Consider the following 18,765-nt stretch of genomic DNA (forward strand, 5'->3'; position numbering starts at 1 on the left):
GATTATTTCAAACGATTATTTTTGTTCGTAATCTGTATCCCATTCTGTTCCGTCATCACCTTTATGACCATCCATTTTAATTAGGAAGTTCTTTGCAGGGAAATAAGGTTTCATGTGAATGTCTACATAGATTCTATCTTTTTGGATAGGATCTTGCTCAAAACGACGAATTTCAAAATTCTCGATCAATTTGTCTGGACCAGTAATTCCGTCTAGGAAACTTACGATTTGTCCCATGATTTCTTTACGAGTTTTTGCTGTGAAATTCTCAAAAGCACGACGGTTAAGGAAATCCATTAATACTTTAGTCACATAGTCAAATACACGAACTACTGAATAGGTTTGTAATCCTAAGTTGTCTCCGCTAAACAATGTTTTAGCCGAAAACGCCATTACTTTACCATACTCATTTACCATAGGAACCAATCCCATGTTTTCTAGATTGGCAATTTCACTTTTCTTAAGATCAAATTTAACACCGTCCACTTCGTTGATACCACCAAATTTCTTACCGGCAGTAACTTGTGACATTAATGTTTTGTAAATTTTACCGGCAAGAGCTGCAGATGGAGCGATAAATAAATCTTCGCCTTCTCCAATTTGCTCAAAACGGCCACGTCCTACTAACCAATTGCAGGTCATAATGACATTAGAACGGTACACATCACCACCTGTTAAGTTGGCAGCGTCAAACATTTCCATTACATCATCCGGTTCATCAAGGTGTTCAAAATCGGTAACAAGCATTACTTTGTTTTCGTGTGCTATTTTAGCCCATTTTTCAACTACTTTATTTGATCCTAAATAACCAGGAATAACAACAATACCGTAGTTATTTTTCAAATCCAAACGATCGTAGTTATCCACCAATTCAGAATGAATTGAATCGATAAAACGAGTGTTGTCAAGGTCTTTCAGCTGCTCTATATCGGCATTTACGATAGTTACGTTTTTTACTTTATCGGTTTCAGTGTTTTTGTAAAACAAAGATAATGTTCGATAAGCTGCTTCAATTTCTCTAGTTTCTTCAACCGCTTTTGCAAGATTCTTTTTAAGCAATGCTTCAGATTCTTTACTTTTATCTTCGCATTGAGCAACCATGTCAGTCAGTGCTTCATTGTTATTCAAAACGGCAACCCATAATTCAAGGGTTTTCATCAAAGTTTCTCTTTCTTTGGCTTTACTGATTTCTCCCAAGAAAATTTTTCTTCTTGCTTTTCTATCAGGATTTAAGTTTTGAGTCCCTTCAATAGACATTTCCAATAAATCGAAACCTCCGTATTTGGCTAATTTCTCAACACTTTTTTCTATTGATCCGGCAACTTTACGTTCCATTACTGCAACATCCCCATCATTATCCTGAAATGCTCCTTTTGTAGTATTCTCTTTCATATCTCTTAAACTATTTGTTGTCTTTTAATTCATTAATTAATCCACCTAAGCTTTCTAATAATGCTTTTTTTGCATCACCATCTTCCAGAGCCGCTTTCAAAATTTTATTCGTTTTCAACTGGCGAATAATTTTTTGGTACTGATCTTTCTCAGTTTCTAAGTCAGATAAGAAAGTACTTTGAGAAGTAATTCCTTTTACGCCAAAATCTCCAAGATTTTTGAATTTCAACGCTTCAGTTTTGGTTGCTCCTTCAGCATTTTCGAAGTTTACTTTTACTTCTGGTTTAAAGTGTTCGAAAGCTTTTTCGATACTTGTAATACCTTCAACCAATTCTGGTTTTACAGGTGTGTCAATAGTAAGTTTTTGTGCGATAAGGGTTCTGTTTTGAGGGATTGCACTGATTGCTTCATCAGCGTCTAATTTTACCTCATTCCCTCCGATTCCATAATTTGTTAACATAATTTTCGTTTTTAAATGAATGTTCGTTTTTTACTTTTTTAATGATTTATTGATTTATATTTTTTGCTATACAATAGCGTGTTTTTCCTTATGTTATGTTTTTGGATTTTTTTTGGGCATGAGTATCTCCCTCGAGCTTTTGGCTCGACACTAAGGTTTTGCAAATTGTGGTATTTTGCCTTAGACTTTTATTTTAAATGTTTCTTAGAGAAACGTTTCTTTTTGTTTGGAGTCTTTTAAGGACTGTTGTGTTTATTCTCCTTGTGGCCGAAAATTGTGCATTCTCACTATTGGGTTAAAAAAGATTTTCCTTTAAGTTTGTTTTTGAATATTTGAGTAATTCGTTTCTATATTTTAGTATCTAATATTTCGTATTTTGCTAAATGTTTTGACTGTCTTTCTATCTCATTATCAAAAAACTGACAAAATGATTCATTGTTGTACTTACCAAACTCCTCAAAATAGTTACACATGTCATTTAAAAAATATTCTGTTTTTTCTTTGACTAGTTCATCTGTATTCTCATCAAAGCCTATAACGGTACAGTATGAAGGAGAAGGAAATTGACTCGGTTCCGGTATTTCTATGTCAAGTATCATCAATTCATACAATTCATTAAGGTTTTTTTGAGATAATGTCATTTCTTTTTTAATGGATTCGCTTTTGATATATTTTATCATTTCCCAATAGTTTCCGTCATACATATTCATTCCAATGCTAATAACAATTTCTCCTTTTTCTAGAACCGGAATTTCTACACTTACTAATTTTTCAATCTCTTTCATCTGTTCGTTGTAATCTACTCCGTCTTTTAGGTTGGTTGTGTAGAGTACAATGTATGATTTAGTATCTTCAATTTCCTTTTTATATTCGTTGCAGCTAAGGTTGTGTACAGTATATAAATCTGTTGTCTTTTCAAGATTTGTAGCTTGAAAATTTATTTCAGAAGAACTAATACCTCTTATAATAACATCTTTCTGATTATACATTTTGCCATTTACTATATGTGTCTTGTCCTTAAAGGAGTAAAAAAAATTTACATCGTCATTGTCTGTAAAATTCTGATCAACAGTAAATTGCTTATTCATAATTGGAGCATATTCTTTGTTGTTGTAAAGGATGGAATGTAGCTCTCCTTCTTCACCCAATTTGTATAATATGTGCATATTATACTTGTAATTAATAAATTGGCAATATGATGCGTTTGCTAAAATTAAAATGGTAAATAATAGTAATTTTTTCATGTTTGTGAACTGTTTTTTTAATATTCCAATGAATTTTTTATGTTTTGAACCCTTAAAGGAGGAGTTATGTTTATGTTCTTTGTGGGCACGGATTGCAAATCCGCGCTATCGGGGTTGCAAATTAGAGCTATGAGACTATTTTATTAATTTTATTAATAATTCTTGTGTAACTCCTTCAAATTGTATTTTACCGAAATCTTTAATTGCTTTCATTTTGTTAGGAATTAATTTATCTGGATCACTACGGCTTGTATAAGCTTCACTATATTTATGCATCACAATTTCATTAGTTTTTTCATCAAATCTAAAAGTGGTATATGAATTAACGAAAAGAAAGTCTTTACAATAGACTTGCTCAATTGTGAAATAATTATTTTTAACTACAATTTTTTGAAATCCATCTGCAGGGCAATTATCATCATATTTAAAAACTATATTTTTATTTGATTTAACTTCTATAAATTCATTTTCAACTTTCTTTAAAATAATTATTTGTAATGAATTATGTTGTGTGTTTTCTTTGTTTGCTTTTTTTTCTAATGCTAAAATTTTAAAAGCTTGATCTTTCCAATTTAGTATAGCACTATCCAGAATATACATACCAGCAGGTATATTAAAACCCAAAGTTTGTTTTTGATCTGATTTGTTTTGCCCAAAACAAGAGTTAAGAGATAAGATGCAAAAGAAGAATATTATTATTTTTTTCATTTTTTTTACATTAAAAGATTAAGATATACCAAAAGATTATTTTTTTCTCTCCATTTTATCCAATACTCTTTATTCAGAGTAGTGTTTTTAATATTTAACCAATCGTCTTTAATTTCAATTACTTCAATTTCATCGTCTGGTTGTAAGTTTTTAATATTAATTGCTTTTCCATTCACTTTATCAAACAATGGATTTAAGCGTATGTTCTTATTTTCAATACTAGTTACTTGATTTTTTAAAAAATCATACCAGTCATAATACAAATATTTTGGAGTAGGCTTTATATATGCATATTTACCATTAGAAATAGCAATTTTATAGTATTTGCTATTTTTTTCTAAGCAAACAAAAAATTGGATACCATAATCAGGTTTGTTTAAGATAGGAATTATATCCTTTCCGATTTTTGCTTGATTAGTTTTTATGATTTTACATGAACTATCATTATATAAGGCAATTTTTTCATTTGGATTTACTAATTGTACTAATCCAATACCTAGTTCTTTTATTAAATTGTCATTTTGATATTCTAATCGCGTTTCCTTCTTTTGAGCATTACAGTGTATTACTTGAAATAAGAAAAAGATGATACTAAATAATTTTGCTTTTTTCATATTACTATTTATCTTAAACTTAGATGAAATATGATCTTGGTTCTTTTCTAATTCTTGATCTATATACTTAATTTCTTTTTTAAAACAATTGACTTTACTACTTTGGTAAAACCATAGCGTATCTTGTTTATTACGACACGCTATTGTTTACCTTTATGAGCTATTTTTTTGTTTTTCTAAATGTCAATGAACTTTTGTTTTGTATTCAGAATCCCTTGAGGATTGTTTCGTCTATGTTCTTTGTGGGCATGGATTGCAAATCCGCGCTATCGGGTTAATGATGGTGATTATTTTTTATCCACCACTTTGATTGTTTTTGAATTAAAATTTTCAAATAAAACTGTCCCGAAATTTTTGTTTGAAAGTATAGTATCTGGTATTTCTTTATCTGGGTTTTTTCTGTCTGAAAAAGATTGTCCAAATTTATGAAGCACTATTTGATTTGTACTTCTATCGTATTTAAAGGTTGTGTATTCATCAATAAGATACCAGCCTCCACAAGTGTTTTGCTCAATGGTGAAAAAATTATCTTTTACTACTAAGTTTTGAAATCCATCCGAAGGGCAATTTGATATAGTCGTATAAATTATATCTAAATTTTTATACACCAAATAATCGTTATTCCCTTTGTTTAGTAATATGCAAACAGGAGAATTCATTGTAATATCAGTTTCGGAATTAGTAGCTACTTGTTTAGGCTCAAAAATTAATAACTCATCTTCTTTTCCATCTTGATTTAAATCACATTTTTTTTCGATGCTTATCACATATCCCTTATTTTGAAGATCTTTTTTGAAAGTGTTGATGTTGTAAAGATTAGAATTGTTTTCTTCTTTAACTCTAACTCTACTTTTATGTACGTAACCTGTTTTTCCTGTTTTAGTTTTTATATACCACCAATCACCTAGACTTTCTATTATTTTAATCTCTTCACCTGAGATTAGTTTGTCAATAATTTTTGAAGAAGAATTTTTATCTGCTCTTAAATTAGTATAGCCATCTTTATCAAAGATTTCAAATTTATTTTGTTTGTTTTTGGATACATTTTCAGGAACAGTGCTTCGTTCTTTCTTGATTTTTTCAAAAACTAACATTGCTTTATTCCTCATAGATTCATCAAGGACAAGATTTAATTTTTGAGGATATTTTAAATCTTCTTTATCAAAATAAAAGCTCCAAAATGAGTTTATTTTGTTTTCGTCTAATTTATTTAGCAATAGAACAAACTCTTTATCTGTTTCAATTATATTTTGTAAGTTTTTATGGAAATAATTAACGCCATCAGCTTCCCATTTACCATTAACAGCAATATTGACAATCTTTGTTTTGTAGCTATTATACTTCGATTGAGACACTAACTTGAAGAAATAATCTATATATTCATTAGCACTATCATAAAAGATATTAGGTTTATCTAACTTGTCATTCCATCCAAAAGTTGCTTTAAAATTTTCGAAATTTTCTGGAAATTTCTCTAAAAAAACTTTTTCGTCTTTGGCTATATATGCTTTTCTAAACAACTTAGTGCTATCGATATCTTGTGCTTTATTATTACATGAAACTAGTAATAGTAATAAAATAAAAAATTTATTCATAATTTGCTGTTATTATAATTTCTACTCTTTCTATTCCCTTAAGTGTTACATAATCATTTATTTATTTTAGTTTTGGCTTGCTTGCTTCAACAAAATCTTCTGATTTGCTAGAATCGATCAATAAGCAATATTCAGTATCTGAAGCGTAATTTCCAGAATGTATCAAAATTGCTCTTGATTCAGGGTTCTATTGTTTAACAAACCCATAGCGCATCGTGTTTATTGCGACACGCTATTGTTTGCCTTTAGGAGCTTTTTTGTTTCTATAATGTCAATGAACTTTTTTTATATATTCAGAATCCCATGAGGATTGTTTTGTTTATGTTCTTTGTGGGCGCGGATTGCAATTCTGCGCTATCTAGGGTTTATTTAATCCTTTCATAAACTCGTTTGGGGATTTTATTTAAATCTTTACCTTGAGCTTTCATTAATTCAAGATATTTCTGGTATGATTTTTTAGCTTTTTCATTTTGATCGAAGCCCCATTGTGCATCTCCTAAATTTAAATAAGCAACAACTCTGTCAGGAGAAAAACTAACAATATCTAATAGAATTATTCTAGCTTCATTATAATTCCCGCCTTCAATTAAGTTATATGCAGCATTGTTGTAAATCGTAATATTTTCTTTGGAAATAGGATTAGTTTTTAAAATATCTGCTATAGCATAAATATCCATTTGCATCAATTTTTCTTTATCTTTAATGACATCAAGAGAAGATGTTTTTTTGCTAGTCATTTCTCCAAATTGTTCTACTACAGTGTTGAAATCAAATTCTTTTATGGATATTGTGATTTTTTTTGTTTGCTTCACTTCTCCTGTAGGAGAATCACTGTAATATGTGATGGAATTTGAAACCCAATTATTTCCCGTATTAAAAAAATCAACATCTATCGATTTTTGTCCATTTATAATAGTTAATGGTATAAAATCTCCTTTTATATGTCTAATATGAATAATACTGTTTTCAAAACATCTTTCAAAAATCATTTCGTCTTTTTTGTTTTTTAATGAAATACAATTATCATCCTCTATATTGATTACTTTATTACCATTGTCAATTTTAAAAGAGTCATTAACTACATCCCCAACGTTATCATTTGTAACACAATCTTTTTTGGTTCCCTTTACAGTTTTTATGGTCTTTAATTTCAATATATTTACATAGTATTTAACAACTGTAGCTGATTTATCATAGTGTATTTCCCATTTAGAGATGCCTTTTTCTTTATTTTCCCAAAGAAATTTATAGTATGATTTTTCTTGCTTATCTGTAAATAGAATTATTTCATCATTGTCTTGTTTTATATGATCAATTTTAAAGTCACTATTTTCTATTATCCCTTTGTCAAGAATTGAAGTATTAGAAACTTTTATACTTGCTCCTTCATAACCACAATCTACTATTACAAAATCTCCACCTTTTTTTTGAATCTCTAACCATGTGCCTATATAGGCTTTTTGATTGTTCTGTGAATTGCAGGATACTATTATGTTTAATAAAAATAAAATAAATACTAATTTTCTCATTTTTTATTGTTATTTCTTATTTGTGTTACTGTGCGAAAATTTATATCATTAGTTATTTGCAGGAATTATCTACTATATAAGTATTCGCTCCACTACTTTGATATAAGAAATGCACCTCTTTCTTATTTTAACAAATCCATAGCGCATCGCGTTTATTACGAAGCGCTATTGTCTGTCTGATGAGCTATTTTTTTGTTTTTCTAAATGTCAATGAACTTTTATATCTAGAATCCTTTAAGGACTGTTTTGTTTATTCTATTTGTGGGCACGGATTGCAAATCTGCGCTATCGGGTTATTGGGATTTATTTTATTTTTCTTAAAGGAAACTCCTCATTACCTGGATTTATAGTAGAAATTGGTTCTCCAGAAATAATGTACTCTTTTCCATAATTTTGAATGTATATAATACCCATATCATCGTATTTTTTATTAAAAACTATTTTTATTTTGTCATCAGCTACTATTTCTCCAACTATATTTTTGTACGTTTCGGGTTTTTCCCCATCACTTATGTAAACTACCGTTATATTATTTAAATTATTAATAACAATTTCAAAGCTGGTTTTTAAATCATCTCTATTTGATTTTTCAAAGGAATATTTTCCTATCCAAGAATTGTTATTTTTATTAACATCCGGAGTTTGAGAATTATTAAAAATGTGATGCTTTATCAAATTGATTTTCCCACTCCCTTTATCAATCTTATAGTAATTCCAAAATATTACTTTTATTCCATCTTCATCTTCATTAGTTTCTAAAGTCCATAAGTTTAGATCAGAATCTATATAAAAATATTGATTTATTGCCACTAGTGCTTCTGAATAATTCTCTTCTTTATAAACGGTCAATTCATCAATTTTTTTATCGTTTTTATAAATTGAAAGATTAATGTGGGTAAAAAGGGTAGCATCTGGGTTTTTCTTTTTTTCCTTTTTTAATTTTAAAGTAATAGTACCAATATTCTTCTCTTCAGTGGTGTTATAATCCCATGTTGTAAACTTATCATAATCGAATTTAATTTTTGATAAATTTGCACGTTGTAATTTTATATCATTGTTGTTTTGTATTTGACTCACAAAATCAGACTTTGATATTAATAAATCACCATATGAAATAAAACCTATTTCACTATTCTGAGTATTCTGTATTTTATTTGATATAGATTTATCAGTTTCTTTTTTACAAGAAATTAATAAAATAACTGCTAAAAAAAGAATTATTTTTTTCATTATTTTTTACTTATTATTATACTATCATTGTTGAAATTTCCGGAATGTAAATGGCTGTTATGCAATGCTCCACCATCCTCTGCATTCTTGATTTGTTTGCAATAGTGGTTATTACCAACCAAAACTTCAGTGAATTTGAATTTAATTATAGCGTCTATAAATGATTGGTCTTTTATAAGGCTATTATAATAAATTGTATCTACACTTCTTCCATTAACATGTTCCGCACTAGGAAAGCAAGAACCTTCTTTAAAGCAGCTTCCGGTTGTTGTAATTCCTTCAGAGTAACTGCATTCAGCTAAAGCTCCGATAAAGCCTGCAAATACATTAGGTCCAGTATATTTCCTTTTTGTTTGAGAAAAACTATATTTAATTACAATACCATCTTTCGAATAATTCAAACTATCTGGCATTTTTATCAATTCAATATCATTTCCAGTAGATTTATATAACCTCCAAATTAAGCCTTTCGTAGGGTGTTTTCCGTATTCTGCAATGTCATCATTCTTATATTTAACTCTTCTTGATGTACTTCCATCTGAGACTTTTTCGTCAGTAAGAACTTCAGCGTGAGTCGGTTTGCTATTGTGTATTATTCCTACTTCTTTTCCTTTTGTATTGTACCAATCTAAAATGCATATAGGATGCTCTTTGTTCTTCTTATCATGATAAACATACTTATATCTATTTTCATAACCTTCTTTTATGGTTTTTGGGATTATCTTCTCGATTTTACCATCACTGTATATATTATAGGTAACAATATCTTTATCAGTAGTATTATTTAAAACTATTGGACAAGTACCAAAAAAAATAATTTTTTCAGGAATACCTTCATTGTGCAAATCATTTATCGCTTCCTCAAATTCCCAAGCATAAGAACTCCCTTTTTTTCCTGCGTAATAATGTTTTTTTCCTTTTTTATCTATCCAATATTCATCCTTTTCTCTTTTAAATATTGGATTGTCATCATATGCATCTTTAGTGCTATCATAAACGACATAGTTCTTTTCTGTACCGTGGCCACACGCATTGGGATAATTAACTGCTAAATATAAGTCTGTTTTTGTTTTTAGCTTTCCATCGAATTTTTTTTGTTTGAAAAATTTTTCTACATAATCTAATTGTGCAGTTGCTGATAGTTTTATTAATTCAGATCTTTTTACACCTAAATCAATAGCAGCAACCTTTCCAATTTGAATTAACCCTACATAGCCATTTTTTGTGTCATCTTTATGTTTTTTGAATGTACCGCATGTAGGACTGAATGTTCTTCCCGTTTCTAATGCCATTACTGCCATAAGCCAGTTTGCTCCTTCATTCTTCTCTTGAGGTAATCCCAGGTTTTTAGATATTTCAACAACTTTCTTTCTAAAGTCGCAACTTACTTTATTTCCCCAAATCAAATCATAGTCCTTACAAACACAAAGGCCATTCTTTTCTTTTTTCTCATCTTTAGGGTTTTTATCAGGCTCTCCAATTTTTAAAGGATTGTTTCCAGTAGGTGCTTTTGGGTTAGGAGCAACTATTGGTTTAACTTTAAATAAACCTTCCCACCAATCTATAATGTCATCTCCAATAGATTTTTCTTTCTCTTTTTGCTTCTCTTGTTTTTTGGATGGTCCTTTTTTCTGAGCAGGTGTTTCTTTTTTAGGAGCAGCTGGTTGTGCTGTTGTGTCCTTGTAACTAGGATTGGCAACATTAGTATTGGCACTAGCTGTTTTTTTATTCAAAATTTCGGCAGTGACATAATACTCATGCGTTTTGCCTTCGTCGGTATCGCCTTTTGCTTTTATGGCATTGGCAATTTTGGCAAAATCAGGTTCTAAAACAAAATCAATATCAGCAATTCCTCCTTTTACAGTGCCGGGAAGTGTCTTCATTTTGTTCTTCTCATTGGCTTTGTTATGTCCTGCGCCGGCAGCGTCGTCTTCCCATAAGGTAGCATATATTGTACGTCTTTCCATGTGCAGACAATGTACTCTAGCTTTGAGTGTTTGTCCGTATGCAAAAGGTTTGGTAGGTTTATTTCCGTTTCTGTCAAGAAATTCTATACTTTCTATTTTAGGACTTTCGGCTTTGTGTGGTTTTATATCAAGTCTAGCCACTTGATTACCTCTCTTGGCAAGAATGCGAATACCTTTTCTTTCCAGACTTTTTTGTATAAAAGTGTAAGAAACTTTGTTACCCGTTTTGTCGTTTTCTTCTTTTTGAATCCATCTCCCGTTCTCCAATATATGTACTGACCACTCCACTGGATATTCAAAAGCATTAAGTTTTGAACCATCAAAAATTTTAGTCGGTATTGCGCTAGATAGCAATTGGTTTACCGAATAGAATTCAGCCTTGCCTACTGTAGGGGTCGGGTTTCCTGTTATTTTTAATTCAGACATACTAGTTACTTTTATTTACAAATAGAATCTGTTCCATTAACCTCGGCTTGAAATTTTGCGGTATTGACCAAAGGATTAATTTGGTTGCTTACTTGTGGCTTTGCCTTTTTTGCATTTTGTTTACTGGCTTCTGCTTTTTGCCCGTGTTTGTCAACAGTGATGCAATCTGGTCCACCTATGGGACAGGTTGCTTTACTGCTTTCTAATAATATCTTCCCTTTATTAGACAACGTTACTTTATCATAAAAACCGCTCCATTTGGTAATCACAGCTTGGCATGGCAAGTAATCACCACTTCCGTTGGGTTGTTTTTTACATTTACCAAAAGTGTTCTTTTCTAAGGTTTGACCAATTTCTTTATCGGTGGCTATGAGTTTTTTTGAGGCATCTTTGTCATTGGCATAATGCTTACTATGTGTTTTTACCTTTAGTTTGTCTAACTTAGGCTCTACACTAAACTTACACTTTACGGTGGCTCCCTGTACTACTATATGTTTCTCGCTCATAGCTTTAATTTTGTGTTTCATTAAAAACGCCAGTCAGTAAACTAAAAAAGCTTTCTTTTTTAGGCATACCACCTGTATTTGTTGAATTTTCATTATTGGTGTCTACAACCTCTTCTGGTTTTATTTCCTCGATATTTATGGTCGCTTTTATAGGACTATCATAATGAATTACGCATTCTAATTCCATTTTTTCTACGCAATACGAATTTGGATTCAAAAAATACGTAGCATTATAATTTCCTTTCCAAGGGTCAAATTCAAAATCAATATCAAAATCGGTATCTAAATAATCTCCCTTTTGTTCTATCTTAATCCACTTACGATCTTCCAAAAAAGGAGTAACTTTTTGTTGAACAAGAAATGAAGCTTGTTCATCTTTTATTAAAGGGAAAGTGATGTTGTTTTCAAAAGTGTGATTTGTAGTGTAGTCAATATGTATTCCATTGAATAAGGCTCTCAAAAACAAATCGGATCTTAATGAATCATTTAATGCAGCTTTACTGGTAAGAGATTGTTCTGTATGTTCTATATATATTTGAGCGACTTCACCTTCATAATAATCTACTATTTCATTTTTTTTATTTTCCCAACGTTCTAGAATTTGATTGTAATTGTGTATATCAATCCATTTTCCAGTAAGGTCAACAACTATTTGTAACGGATATAGAATTTCGGCTGTTTTTGCTGCCAATTCCTCCATCATAGTGTCAGGTTCAGTATCGTTAATGTATGTTTTGGATAATCTGTCTATTTCAAAAAAGTGAAATCCTTTTGGATCAACAGCCATCCATTTTACACTAGTTTCAAAATGAATAGTATCTTTTTCGTCTCCATCTTCTAAAACATAAAGTACATCATAGTTTTTCTTAGAACCTGAAGGCAAAAAAGGCAATGTGCTTCCATTAACAAAACCAACTTTTCTAGTTTTTCCCCCTGTTGAACTATTTGCTGTAACTTCACTCTTATCGGATGGTAATAACAATAATTCAAGATGACTTGGGAAATCTGCTTCGATCAAATCTGGAATCTCACAATAGATATTGTGATGCCTGCGAAGTTCCATTGGTGGAATAGCAAGTTCTTGGGCTACTTTGTGCAAAGTATCTCCTGTTTTGATGGTATAGGTTCTTTCTTTTGTTCTCAAGATGTTCCTGTTTATAGTAGTGTTATTATAAAATTAAAGATCTGCTTACTGATTCTGGTAAATTTGTCGGCAAACATCTAAGTCTCTGCGCACTTTTTCCAGTTCTTCTTTGTAGGTTTTAGCTGATTGATTTAAGCTGTCTATAAGATGTGCATTATGTGTAAGGCTTCTGATTTCTTTTTTGTAATCGATGATTTGTTTGTAAGCCAAGATAATGTTGTTGTACATTTTTTTGTTATTGATTGAGTCTTTTGGCAGTTTTTGATAAATGTCTGCCAAGATTACATTCGCCAATCGCTGTTGGAAATCATTGTCTTGTTTTGGTGCATTTATTGAGTCTATCACCGTTCTTACGCTATCAATCTTAAGAGCGAAATTGGTTTGGTATTCCATCTCTTTTTTGAGTTTTTCATTATCTGACTTCAATACTTTATTTTCGGCCTTTGGCATATAAAAATTGAATGAAGCCGCAATTAGTATAACGGTAACCGTTAGAATAAAAACGATTAAAAAGGCGAGAAATGCTTTTTGGCGTTCTTGTTTGTTTAATACTTCCATTTTGATTTATTAATTTTATTTTTCTATAAAGAAACTGTGACGTTTTTTGTTGTTTAAAATGCTATCGGGTTTGTCTGTTTCCGCTACAAATAATTCGATGTTTTCTTTTTTCTTGCCTATGTAATCCAATCTGTTTAGGGTTTCGAAAAGTTTTTCTATTTTTTCTAGAAAATGCAGCGATGCAGAAGCTGTTTTATCAATATGAACGTGATCATAATTGGTGTTTATTAACGTCGTAAACAGCGTTTCAAAATCACCTTGTGATAATTCACACCAGTCTGCAAAATAGTTTAAAAGCTCTTCCTTACCAGATCCTGATTTTGAATCAATAAAATTTTTCATGACCCTAGCCAAGGATACAACTGTTGTAAACATGGCCGCTGGATGTTGGTGCAGCGAAAACCAACGAAATTGCGTAAGGACTTGCCCTAAATAATTGGCTGTAAAATCGGCCAAGCCCATCATCATTTGAACCAGAATACCAGTTTGTTGGTTTCGGTTGATTTTTTGGGATATTTGTACAGAGTATATTTCTAATTGCCCAAATGAATGAGAGATATTGGATTGAATATCGATAAGTTTTGGATGGCTAGATACCGTCATACACGAAGGAATATAGGCTTCGTCAAGAGTAGTATTGTCTCCAATAACTATTTTACCTATTGCAAGATAAAAACCACCGTATCCTATTCCTGATCTAAACTCATCCGAATTAATCAAGTGAAGTTTGTATTCTGGTTGCGTGTTTGGGTATCTTGGAGGCACCTCTTCTGGATCCGGTTCGCCAAAAGGAATTCTTTTCATGGAATTTACAGATATACAAGCAAGTAATACATGTTGCTCACCCTCTTTTATCTGATAAGTGTCCTCAGGATAAGGGATTTGTAAATCAAGAGTGTCAGTATAGTTTCGACTAATTTCTATTCTGGAACCATTGGGTGTTATGGCATGGCATTCTTCGACTCTTACTCTAAGGAGTTTGTGATTGTCTATTCCTAAAGTGATTTTAATAGCCTCTTTATTTTGACTGCCTAAATTCAATAAACCATAGGTTATTGGGGTAGTGTGAATACCAATGGCATCATTTACTAACTCCGCAACATTATCCTGCATTGCCAAAAAATGACTTTTATTTATCTTCATTCCATCAATCCAATTGACCGGAAAATGATTTAGTTTTTCAACCATTTATTTATAGTATTAGTAGTTCGTTTGTATTAGTTCTCTTGGTTTTCATGAATAAAACCTATAGTGTTGCTTTCTTTTTTGTTTACAATTTGTTTTTCTTTTCGTTCACATATAATTACTGAATTCTCAGTAATTCCATTCATGCCCAAAGTGTATCTAGCATCAACATATTTTGCCTTTTCGTTCCATTTAGGTTGTAGAAAAAAGACCCAATTACAAGGTTTTTCTTCAAAATTGAGTTGTATGGGCTGATTTGAAAAGTGTTTGTTATAATCGTGTGCTGTGTGATAAAATAATCGACCAAAGTCCATTCTTACTGGCCCTTTTGCTCTTATTGAGGTGTACTCTTTATCATTTTCATTCTTTTTTATCAATAAGGTTATTAATAAAAGATCTCTAATTTCTGCATCTTCTAAATCGGCGTATGCATTTTTTTCTTCTGGGAATTTCCATGTGACATAAATTTTTGGTGGAATTTTTATGATGTAATCGAATAGTCCATTTATCCAAGTAGGTACGAAAAATACAATGAATTGGGAACACATTAGTGCTGTAAATTGCAATCCACTAAGGGCAGTATATATAAGAATAAATGGAATGCAGGAATACAATATGATGACTAAAGAAAATAGTAATTCTGCACCGAGTTTTTTTATATCGAATTGATTAAAATACCATCGGTAGAAGAAAACGTGTATTCCGCCAAAAAGCAGCGTTGCAATTTGATAAAATAAGTATTCATCGGATAATTTTGAGAAAAGTTTATTGAACCCCAAAAAAGCAACTAAGGCATAAATGAAGACAAATGACAAAGCATAGATGTAAAATTTCCTTCTGTAGTTTTGATTGAAATCTTTGACTTTATCACTGAAAATCATAGTCAATACGACCGTGATGGCAATCAGAATTGCTAAAATTATAATAAGTCTTATGTCGATAAGATCTCTTAAATGGTTTTTGATCATTTTTATATTCTTGTTGAGTAGCCTAGTACAGGTTGTTTGTTAAAATTAAATTCTTCTATATCGTGATTCATCAGTAAAAGAGTTTTGAGCTCTACTTCCATAGGGAAGAAGTGGTCATAGAAACAATCAATGAATTTTTTTATCTCTCCGTTATTGATGAATTTTTCGAATGGATTTTTAGTGATAGGCCCAATTTCTACCGTGACATTATACGAATAGTCCGTATAGCTGTTGCCACATATAAAATCAATGCCCAAACGATTATCTCCTAATGTTATTTCTTCTTTATTGTCGCTGTATTCTTTTGATCCTGAGTTTTTAAAGCTTACCGGTTCTTCGATTATACTGGACAAGCAACGGCAGGAAAGTTCAATGTCGCCCACGATTTTATAAGCATAGGGCAATAGCTGGATGAATTTTGAAACCAAGACAGGTGGGAAGCTTTTTGATAAGCCCCAAAACTCATAAAAGAATTCTAAAGGTTTGCTTCCATTTAGTTTGTATAAAAAATCACGTTCTGTATTTTCGATTTTAGTTCTATAATGAAATATTTCATTTTCGAACGGATTGAAAAAATTACGTGATTCAGCTTCCTTTTTTTTCTGCTGTTTATGTTCTTTAATCATTTGATGAACTGATTTCTCGGAGCCATTGTCACTTGGGCTATGCATAAATCCTTCGGGGAGTGTATCGTAAATACTATCTCTGGATAGATGTAATTTGAGTAACTCATGATTATCATAGTTGTTGTCAACAATGCTTGAACTTAATACATCATGACGATAAGCTCGGGAGAATTGGCCTTCATTTGCAACCATGATATTGCTTTCAGAAATCATTCCGCTTTGAATGAGTTCATTAACAATAATCTCAGCTCTAATGTCATGAGAAATGGATTCTATCTGTTTGACTATTTTGTCTAACTCCATGATGTTATTTTGTTGCATCTTTATTAATTCTTCCTGAAGCAATATACCTTAATTGGAAATATTCGTCATTGAAATTGTAGATAGCAAGTCCTTTATCGGTACAAGCCAAGATTCTGTCATTGTGCAAATACATACCTACATCGGAGATAGGATGATCTTTGTCATATCTAAAAAAGACTAAATCACCTTCTTCAAGAAAAGTTCGTCCTGTAAACAGCTGTAAGGATTTTGATCGAAACATTCCTGCAGGATCTTTAGGTAGCGTCACTTTAAAAACACTGCTAAACAGGGATTGTATGAAATAAGAACAGTCAATACCATCCTTAGAAAAACTTTTTTCTTTGTATGGAGTATCAATCCATTGATCGATATATGAATATAATTTATAGTTTGTAATTTTTGTCGGCATTACTCCGAGGACAATTGAGTATTTTTCTTTAATAGCCAAAGTTTCATCATTCAAATTTTCGGAATTATCATTGACAACTGCTTGATTTCCTAAAGAAATATCATCCATTTTGTTTTGTTTTTTTAACAAATCAATAGAATAATCGTACTTAAATGGAACCTGAGCAATATAATTTTCGCTTCCACAACCTAATTGGGTTAAGAATAGAAGTATATACAATATTTTACATTTCATTTGTAGGTTATTTTTTTTGAGAACATCAACTTTATTAGGTTTATGTTTTCACTGTATTTATAAAACGATGTCCATTTTTTTTCGTTTATTAAATGGTATTATTATTCCTGAAAAAACAAGAATAATTATCTATGCTTTAAAATTTAATTGGAAAAACCTTAATAGAAATTATAGGATTTTCTAAAAAACAGAAAGCTCTGAAAAGGATGAAATGCGCTTTGGAAATTTTTCTGATTGACTAAAATTTGCAATTCAAAAAAAGTGTGGTAAGGCGCAAATGTATAAATTAAAATTTAAAAACAAATATTTTTTGTAATTTAAAACTTAAAAAAATAAAAACACGTATAAGAAAATGTTGCTATTTGATTTGTGTGATTTTAATGTTAAAAAAATAATTTTAAAATAGTCTATATTTTAGATTGTAATGTATTGATAGTTAGTTGTTAATAATTATTAATGCTTATTTTATATTCTTATTATTTAAAAATTTTCTTATACTTATGATGATTAGAATAGAATAAAGATATATGTTTGTATTTAAAATCATACACATTTACTTGATAATTGTATGATTTGTTTTTATTTTTAAAATAAATAGATTGATGAGAAAAGGTTTTTTGGATGTTAAGTTTGATTTAAAGATTGTATTGTTTTTTACTCTGTTTTTTTTGGGGGCAGTTGTGTATTTTTTAGTCCAATTTTTTAACAGAGTTGATTGTGATACAGCAAGATTTTATGTGCTGTCGGAGCATTTTCAGAGTGATGAATCCATTGAGTTTTATGATAAAACTGCTAATGTTGATACCTGGCTTTGGGATTTTGGTGATAACTCAGAATTAGACTCTAGGCAACACACTTTTCATATTTATAAACAGCCTGGAAAATACATAGTTTCTCTAACTCTTAATGGTGATTGTATTCATACCAAAGAAGTAATAATTACTGATAATAACAGTGTCAATAAAGAAGAAATGCCAACCATTATTGCCTCACGGAGTATTACTGTAGGAAGCCCAACTTATTTTAGAGGAATAAAAGAAGGAGGCAAAACGTGGGAATGGTCTTTTGGCGAAAATAGCGGAGTAGATGATACCTCCCAAAATCCTGTTTATACGTTTGAAAAAGCTGGAGAAAAAATAATTACACTTGTGACTAACGGCAATTTTAGCAGTGTAGCAAGAATTGCGGTTTACGTGCATCCGAAAGAAGTAAAAAAAATAAATCCTTTGGATGTTGCTTCTTATGAGTATGAAAAAGAACCGGAAAAATTTTCGTTGCCAAAAGGGAAAGTTCAAAAAGACCCACTGGAAGATATGTTGCAGTATATTCCTGTGGCGTCTCGCACAGAAGCGAAAAAAGACTCAACAAAAATTGATAAAAAAGCTCCTAAAATTTCCGAAGACCAATTTGAGCTTTTACTGTTAAAAGTGGCTGAAGGGAGCAAAGTTAAAGACGATTTTGAAGAATATCTCTGCGGAAATTTTGAAATTCCTGTGGTTAAAAATGGAGAAGATCTTTTGACTTTCGATCAATTATGTGAGAGTTTAAAAGGTAAAAAGATACGAATTGATGCCATTCGTTTGAATAAAGACAAGAAGACCAATGGTATAAAAGGGTTAAACATTACATATAAAGTCAAAAAAATGTTCATTTGGACAAAAGATTAA

17 protein-coding genes are annotated in these 18,765 nt (G+C 30.9%); 1 reads left to right on the plus strand and 16 read right to left on the minus strand.

Annotated features, from left to right (window positions below; all coding sequences use genetic code 11):
• Positions 1-15 precede the first annotated feature (15 nt).
• From DOS84_RS09710 to DOS84_RS09785, 16 genes are all read right to left on the minus strand, one after another.
• Complete coding sequence (locus tag DOS84_RS09710; protein ID WP_111410015.1) at positions 16-1,335, minus strand: DUF5458 family protein; 1,320 nt, start codon at positions 1,333-1,335, stop codon at positions 16-18.
• Positions 1,336-1,402: 67 nt separating this feature from the next.
• The gene (locus DOS84_RS09715) at positions 1,403-1,852 is read right to left on the minus strand and encodes a hypothetical protein (protein ID WP_111409925.1); all 450 of its coding nucleotides are present in this window, start codon (positions 1,850-1,852) and stop codon (positions 1,403-1,405) included.
• A 347-nt stretch (positions 1,853-2,199) separates the two neighbouring features.
• Entirely contained in the window at positions 2,200-3,018 is an 819-nt protein-coding gene (locus tag DOS84_RS09720) for a hypothetical protein (RefSeq protein ID WP_111409926.1), read from the minus strand.
• Between the two features lie 213 nt (positions 3,019-3,231).
• Positions 3,232-3,804, minus strand: coding sequence for a hypothetical protein (locus DOS84_RS09725; protein WP_111409927.1), 573 nt, complete (start codon positions 3,802-3,804; stop codon positions 3,232-3,234).
• Between the two features lie 5 nt (positions 3,805-3,809).
• Positions 3,810-4,418 carry an SH3 domain-containing protein gene (locus DOS84_RS09730; protein WP_111409928.1) on the minus strand — a complete coding sequence of 203 codons (609 nt, stop codon included), beginning with the start codon at positions 4,416-4,418 and terminating at the stop codon, positions 3,810-3,812.
• Positions 4,419-4,705: 287 nt separating this feature from the next.
• A complete protein-coding gene (locus tag DOS84_RS09735; protein ID WP_111409929.1) occupies positions 4,706-6,013 on the minus strand; it encodes an SH3 domain-containing protein in 1,308 nt (435 codons plus the stop codon).
• Positions 6,014-6,378: 365 nt separating this feature from the next.
• Positions 6,379-7,542 carry a tetratricopeptide repeat protein gene (locus DOS84_RS09740; RefSeq protein WP_111409930.1) on the minus strand — a complete coding sequence of 388 codons (1,164 nt, stop codon included), beginning with the start codon at positions 7,540-7,542 and terminating at the stop codon, positions 6,379-6,381.
• 303 nt (positions 7,543-7,845) lie between these two features.
• Positions 7,846-8,772: a hypothetical protein gene (locus tag DOS84_RS09745; protein WP_111409931.1), complete on the minus strand. Its 927-nt coding sequence runs from the start codon at positions 8,770-8,772 to the stop codon at positions 7,846-7,848.
• On the minus strand, positions 8,772-11,165 hold the full coding sequence (locus tag DOS84_RS09750) for a hypothetical protein (RefSeq protein ID WP_111409932.1): 2,394 nt from the start codon (positions 11,163-11,165) through the stop codon (positions 8,772-8,774). The genes DOS84_RS09745 and DOS84_RS09750 overlap by 1 nt, the downstream gene beginning before the upstream one ends.
• A gap of 11 nt (positions 11,166-11,176) precedes the next feature.
• Entirely contained in the window at positions 11,177-11,671 is a 495-nt protein-coding gene (locus DOS84_RS09755) for a DUF4280 domain-containing protein (protein WP_111410016.1), read from the minus strand.
• Positions 11,672-11,675: 4 nt separating this feature from the next.
• Positions 11,676-12,815, minus strand: a complete 1,140-nt coding sequence (locus DOS84_RS09760) for a peptidoglycan-binding protein LysM (protein WP_207802040.1) — start codon at positions 12,813-12,815, stop codon at positions 11,676-11,678.
• 45 nt (positions 12,816-12,860) lie between these two features.
• Positions 12,861-13,373: a type VI secretion system TssO gene (tssO, locus tag DOS84_RS09765; RefSeq protein WP_111409933.1), complete on the minus strand. Its 513-nt coding sequence runs from the start codon at positions 13,371-13,373 to the stop codon at positions 12,861-12,863.
• A gap of 15 nt (positions 13,374-13,388) precedes the next feature.
• Positions 13,389-14,561 carry a hypothetical protein gene (locus tag DOS84_RS09770; RefSeq protein WP_111409934.1) on the minus strand — a complete coding sequence of 391 codons (1,173 nt, stop codon included), beginning with the start codon at positions 14,559-14,561 and terminating at the stop codon, positions 13,389-13,391.
• Between the two features lie 29 nt (positions 14,562-14,590).
• Positions 14,591-15,526, minus strand: a complete 936-nt coding sequence (locus DOS84_RS09775; RefSeq protein ID WP_124020628.1) for a TssN family type VI secretion system protein — start codon at positions 15,524-15,526, stop codon at positions 14,591-14,593.
• A gap of 2 nt (positions 15,527-15,528) precedes the next feature.
• Positions 15,529-16,455, minus strand: coding sequence for a type VI secretion system baseplate subunit TssG (locus DOS84_RS09780; protein WP_243636349.1), 927 nt, complete (start codon positions 16,453-16,455; stop codon positions 15,529-15,531).
• Between the two features lie 4 nt (positions 16,456-16,459).
• Positions 16,460-17,098, minus strand: coding sequence for a C40 family peptidase (locus tag DOS84_RS09785; RefSeq protein WP_111409937.1), 639 nt, complete (start codon positions 17,096-17,098; stop codon positions 16,460-16,462).
• Positions 17,099-17,700: 602 nt separating this feature from the next.
• Between DOS84_RS09785 and DOS84_RS09790 the strand changes: the two genes are divergently transcribed.
• Positions 17,701-18,765, plus strand: coding sequence for a PKD domain-containing protein (locus DOS84_RS09790; RefSeq protein ID WP_243636350.1), 1,065 nt, complete (start codon positions 17,701-17,703; stop codon positions 18,763-18,765).

The sequence above is a fragment of the Flavobacterium aquariorum genome, assembly GCF_003254745.1.
Lineage (GTDB): Bacteria > Bacteroidota > Bacteroidia > Flavobacteriales > Flavobacteriaceae > Flavobacterium > Flavobacterium aquariorum.

Excerpts from the sequence above, each read along its gene's own strand:
- DOS84_RS09710 (WP_111410015.1), bottom strand. The coding sequence starts at position 1,335 with ATGGAACGTAAAGTTGCCGGATCAATAGAAAAAAGTGTTGAGAAATTA.
- DOS84_RS09780 (WP_243636349.1), bottom strand. The coding sequence starts at position 16,455 with ATGGAGTTAGACAAAATAGTCAAACAGATAGAATCCATTTCTCATGAC.
- DOS84_RS09775 (WP_124020628.1), bottom strand. The coding sequence starts at position 15,526 with ATGATCAAAAACCATTTAAGAGATCTTATCGACATAAGACTTATTATA.
- DOS84_RS09730 (WP_111409928.1), bottom strand. The coding sequence starts at position 4,418 with ATGAAAAAAGCAAAATTATTTAGTATCATCTTTTTCTTATTTCAAGTA.
- DOS84_RS09785 (WP_111409937.1), bottom strand. The coding sequence starts at position 17,098 with ATGAAATGTAAAATATTGTATATACTTCTATTCTTAACCCAATTAGGT.
- tssO (WP_111409933.1), bottom strand. The coding sequence starts at position 13,373 with ATGGAAGTATTAAACAAACAAGAACGCCAAAAAGCATTTCTCGCCTTT.
- DOS84_RS09770 (WP_111409934.1), bottom strand. The coding sequence starts at position 14,561 with ATGGTTGAAAAACTAAATCATTTTCCGGTCAATTGGATTGATGGAATG.
- DOS84_RS09735 (WP_111409929.1), bottom strand. The coding sequence starts at position 6,013 with ATGAATAAATTTTTTATTTTATTACTATTACTAGTTTCATGTAATAAT.
- DOS84_RS09755 (WP_111410016.1), bottom strand. The coding sequence starts at position 11,671 with ATGAGCGAGAAACATATAGTAGTACAGGGAGCCACCGTAAAGTGTAAG.
- DOS84_RS09725 (WP_111409927.1), bottom strand. The coding sequence starts at position 3,804 with ATGAAAAAAATAATAATATTCTTCTTTTGCATCTTATCTCTTAACTCT.
- DOS84_RS09790 (WP_243636350.1), top strand. The coding sequence starts at position 17,701 with ATGAGAAAAGGTTTTTTGGATGTTAAGTTTGATTTAAAGATTGTATTG.
- DOS84_RS09745 (WP_111409931.1), bottom strand. The coding sequence starts at position 8,772 with ATGAAAAAAATAATTCTTTTTTTAGCAGTTATTTTATTAATTTCTTGT.
- DOS84_RS09720 (WP_111409926.1), bottom strand. The coding sequence starts at position 3,018 with ATGCACATATTATACAAATTGGGTGAAGAAGGAGAGCTACATTCCATC.
- DOS84_RS09715 (WP_111409925.1), bottom strand. The coding sequence starts at position 1,852 with ATGTTAACAAATTATGGAATCGGAGGGAATGAGGTAAAATTAGACGCT.
- DOS84_RS09750 (WP_111409932.1), bottom strand. The coding sequence starts at position 11,165 with ATGTCTGAATTAAAAATAACAGGAAACCCGACCCCTACAGTAGGCAAG.
- DOS84_RS09740 (WP_111409930.1), bottom strand. The coding sequence starts at position 7,542 with ATGAGAAAATTAGTATTTATTTTATTTTTATTAAACATAATAGTATCC.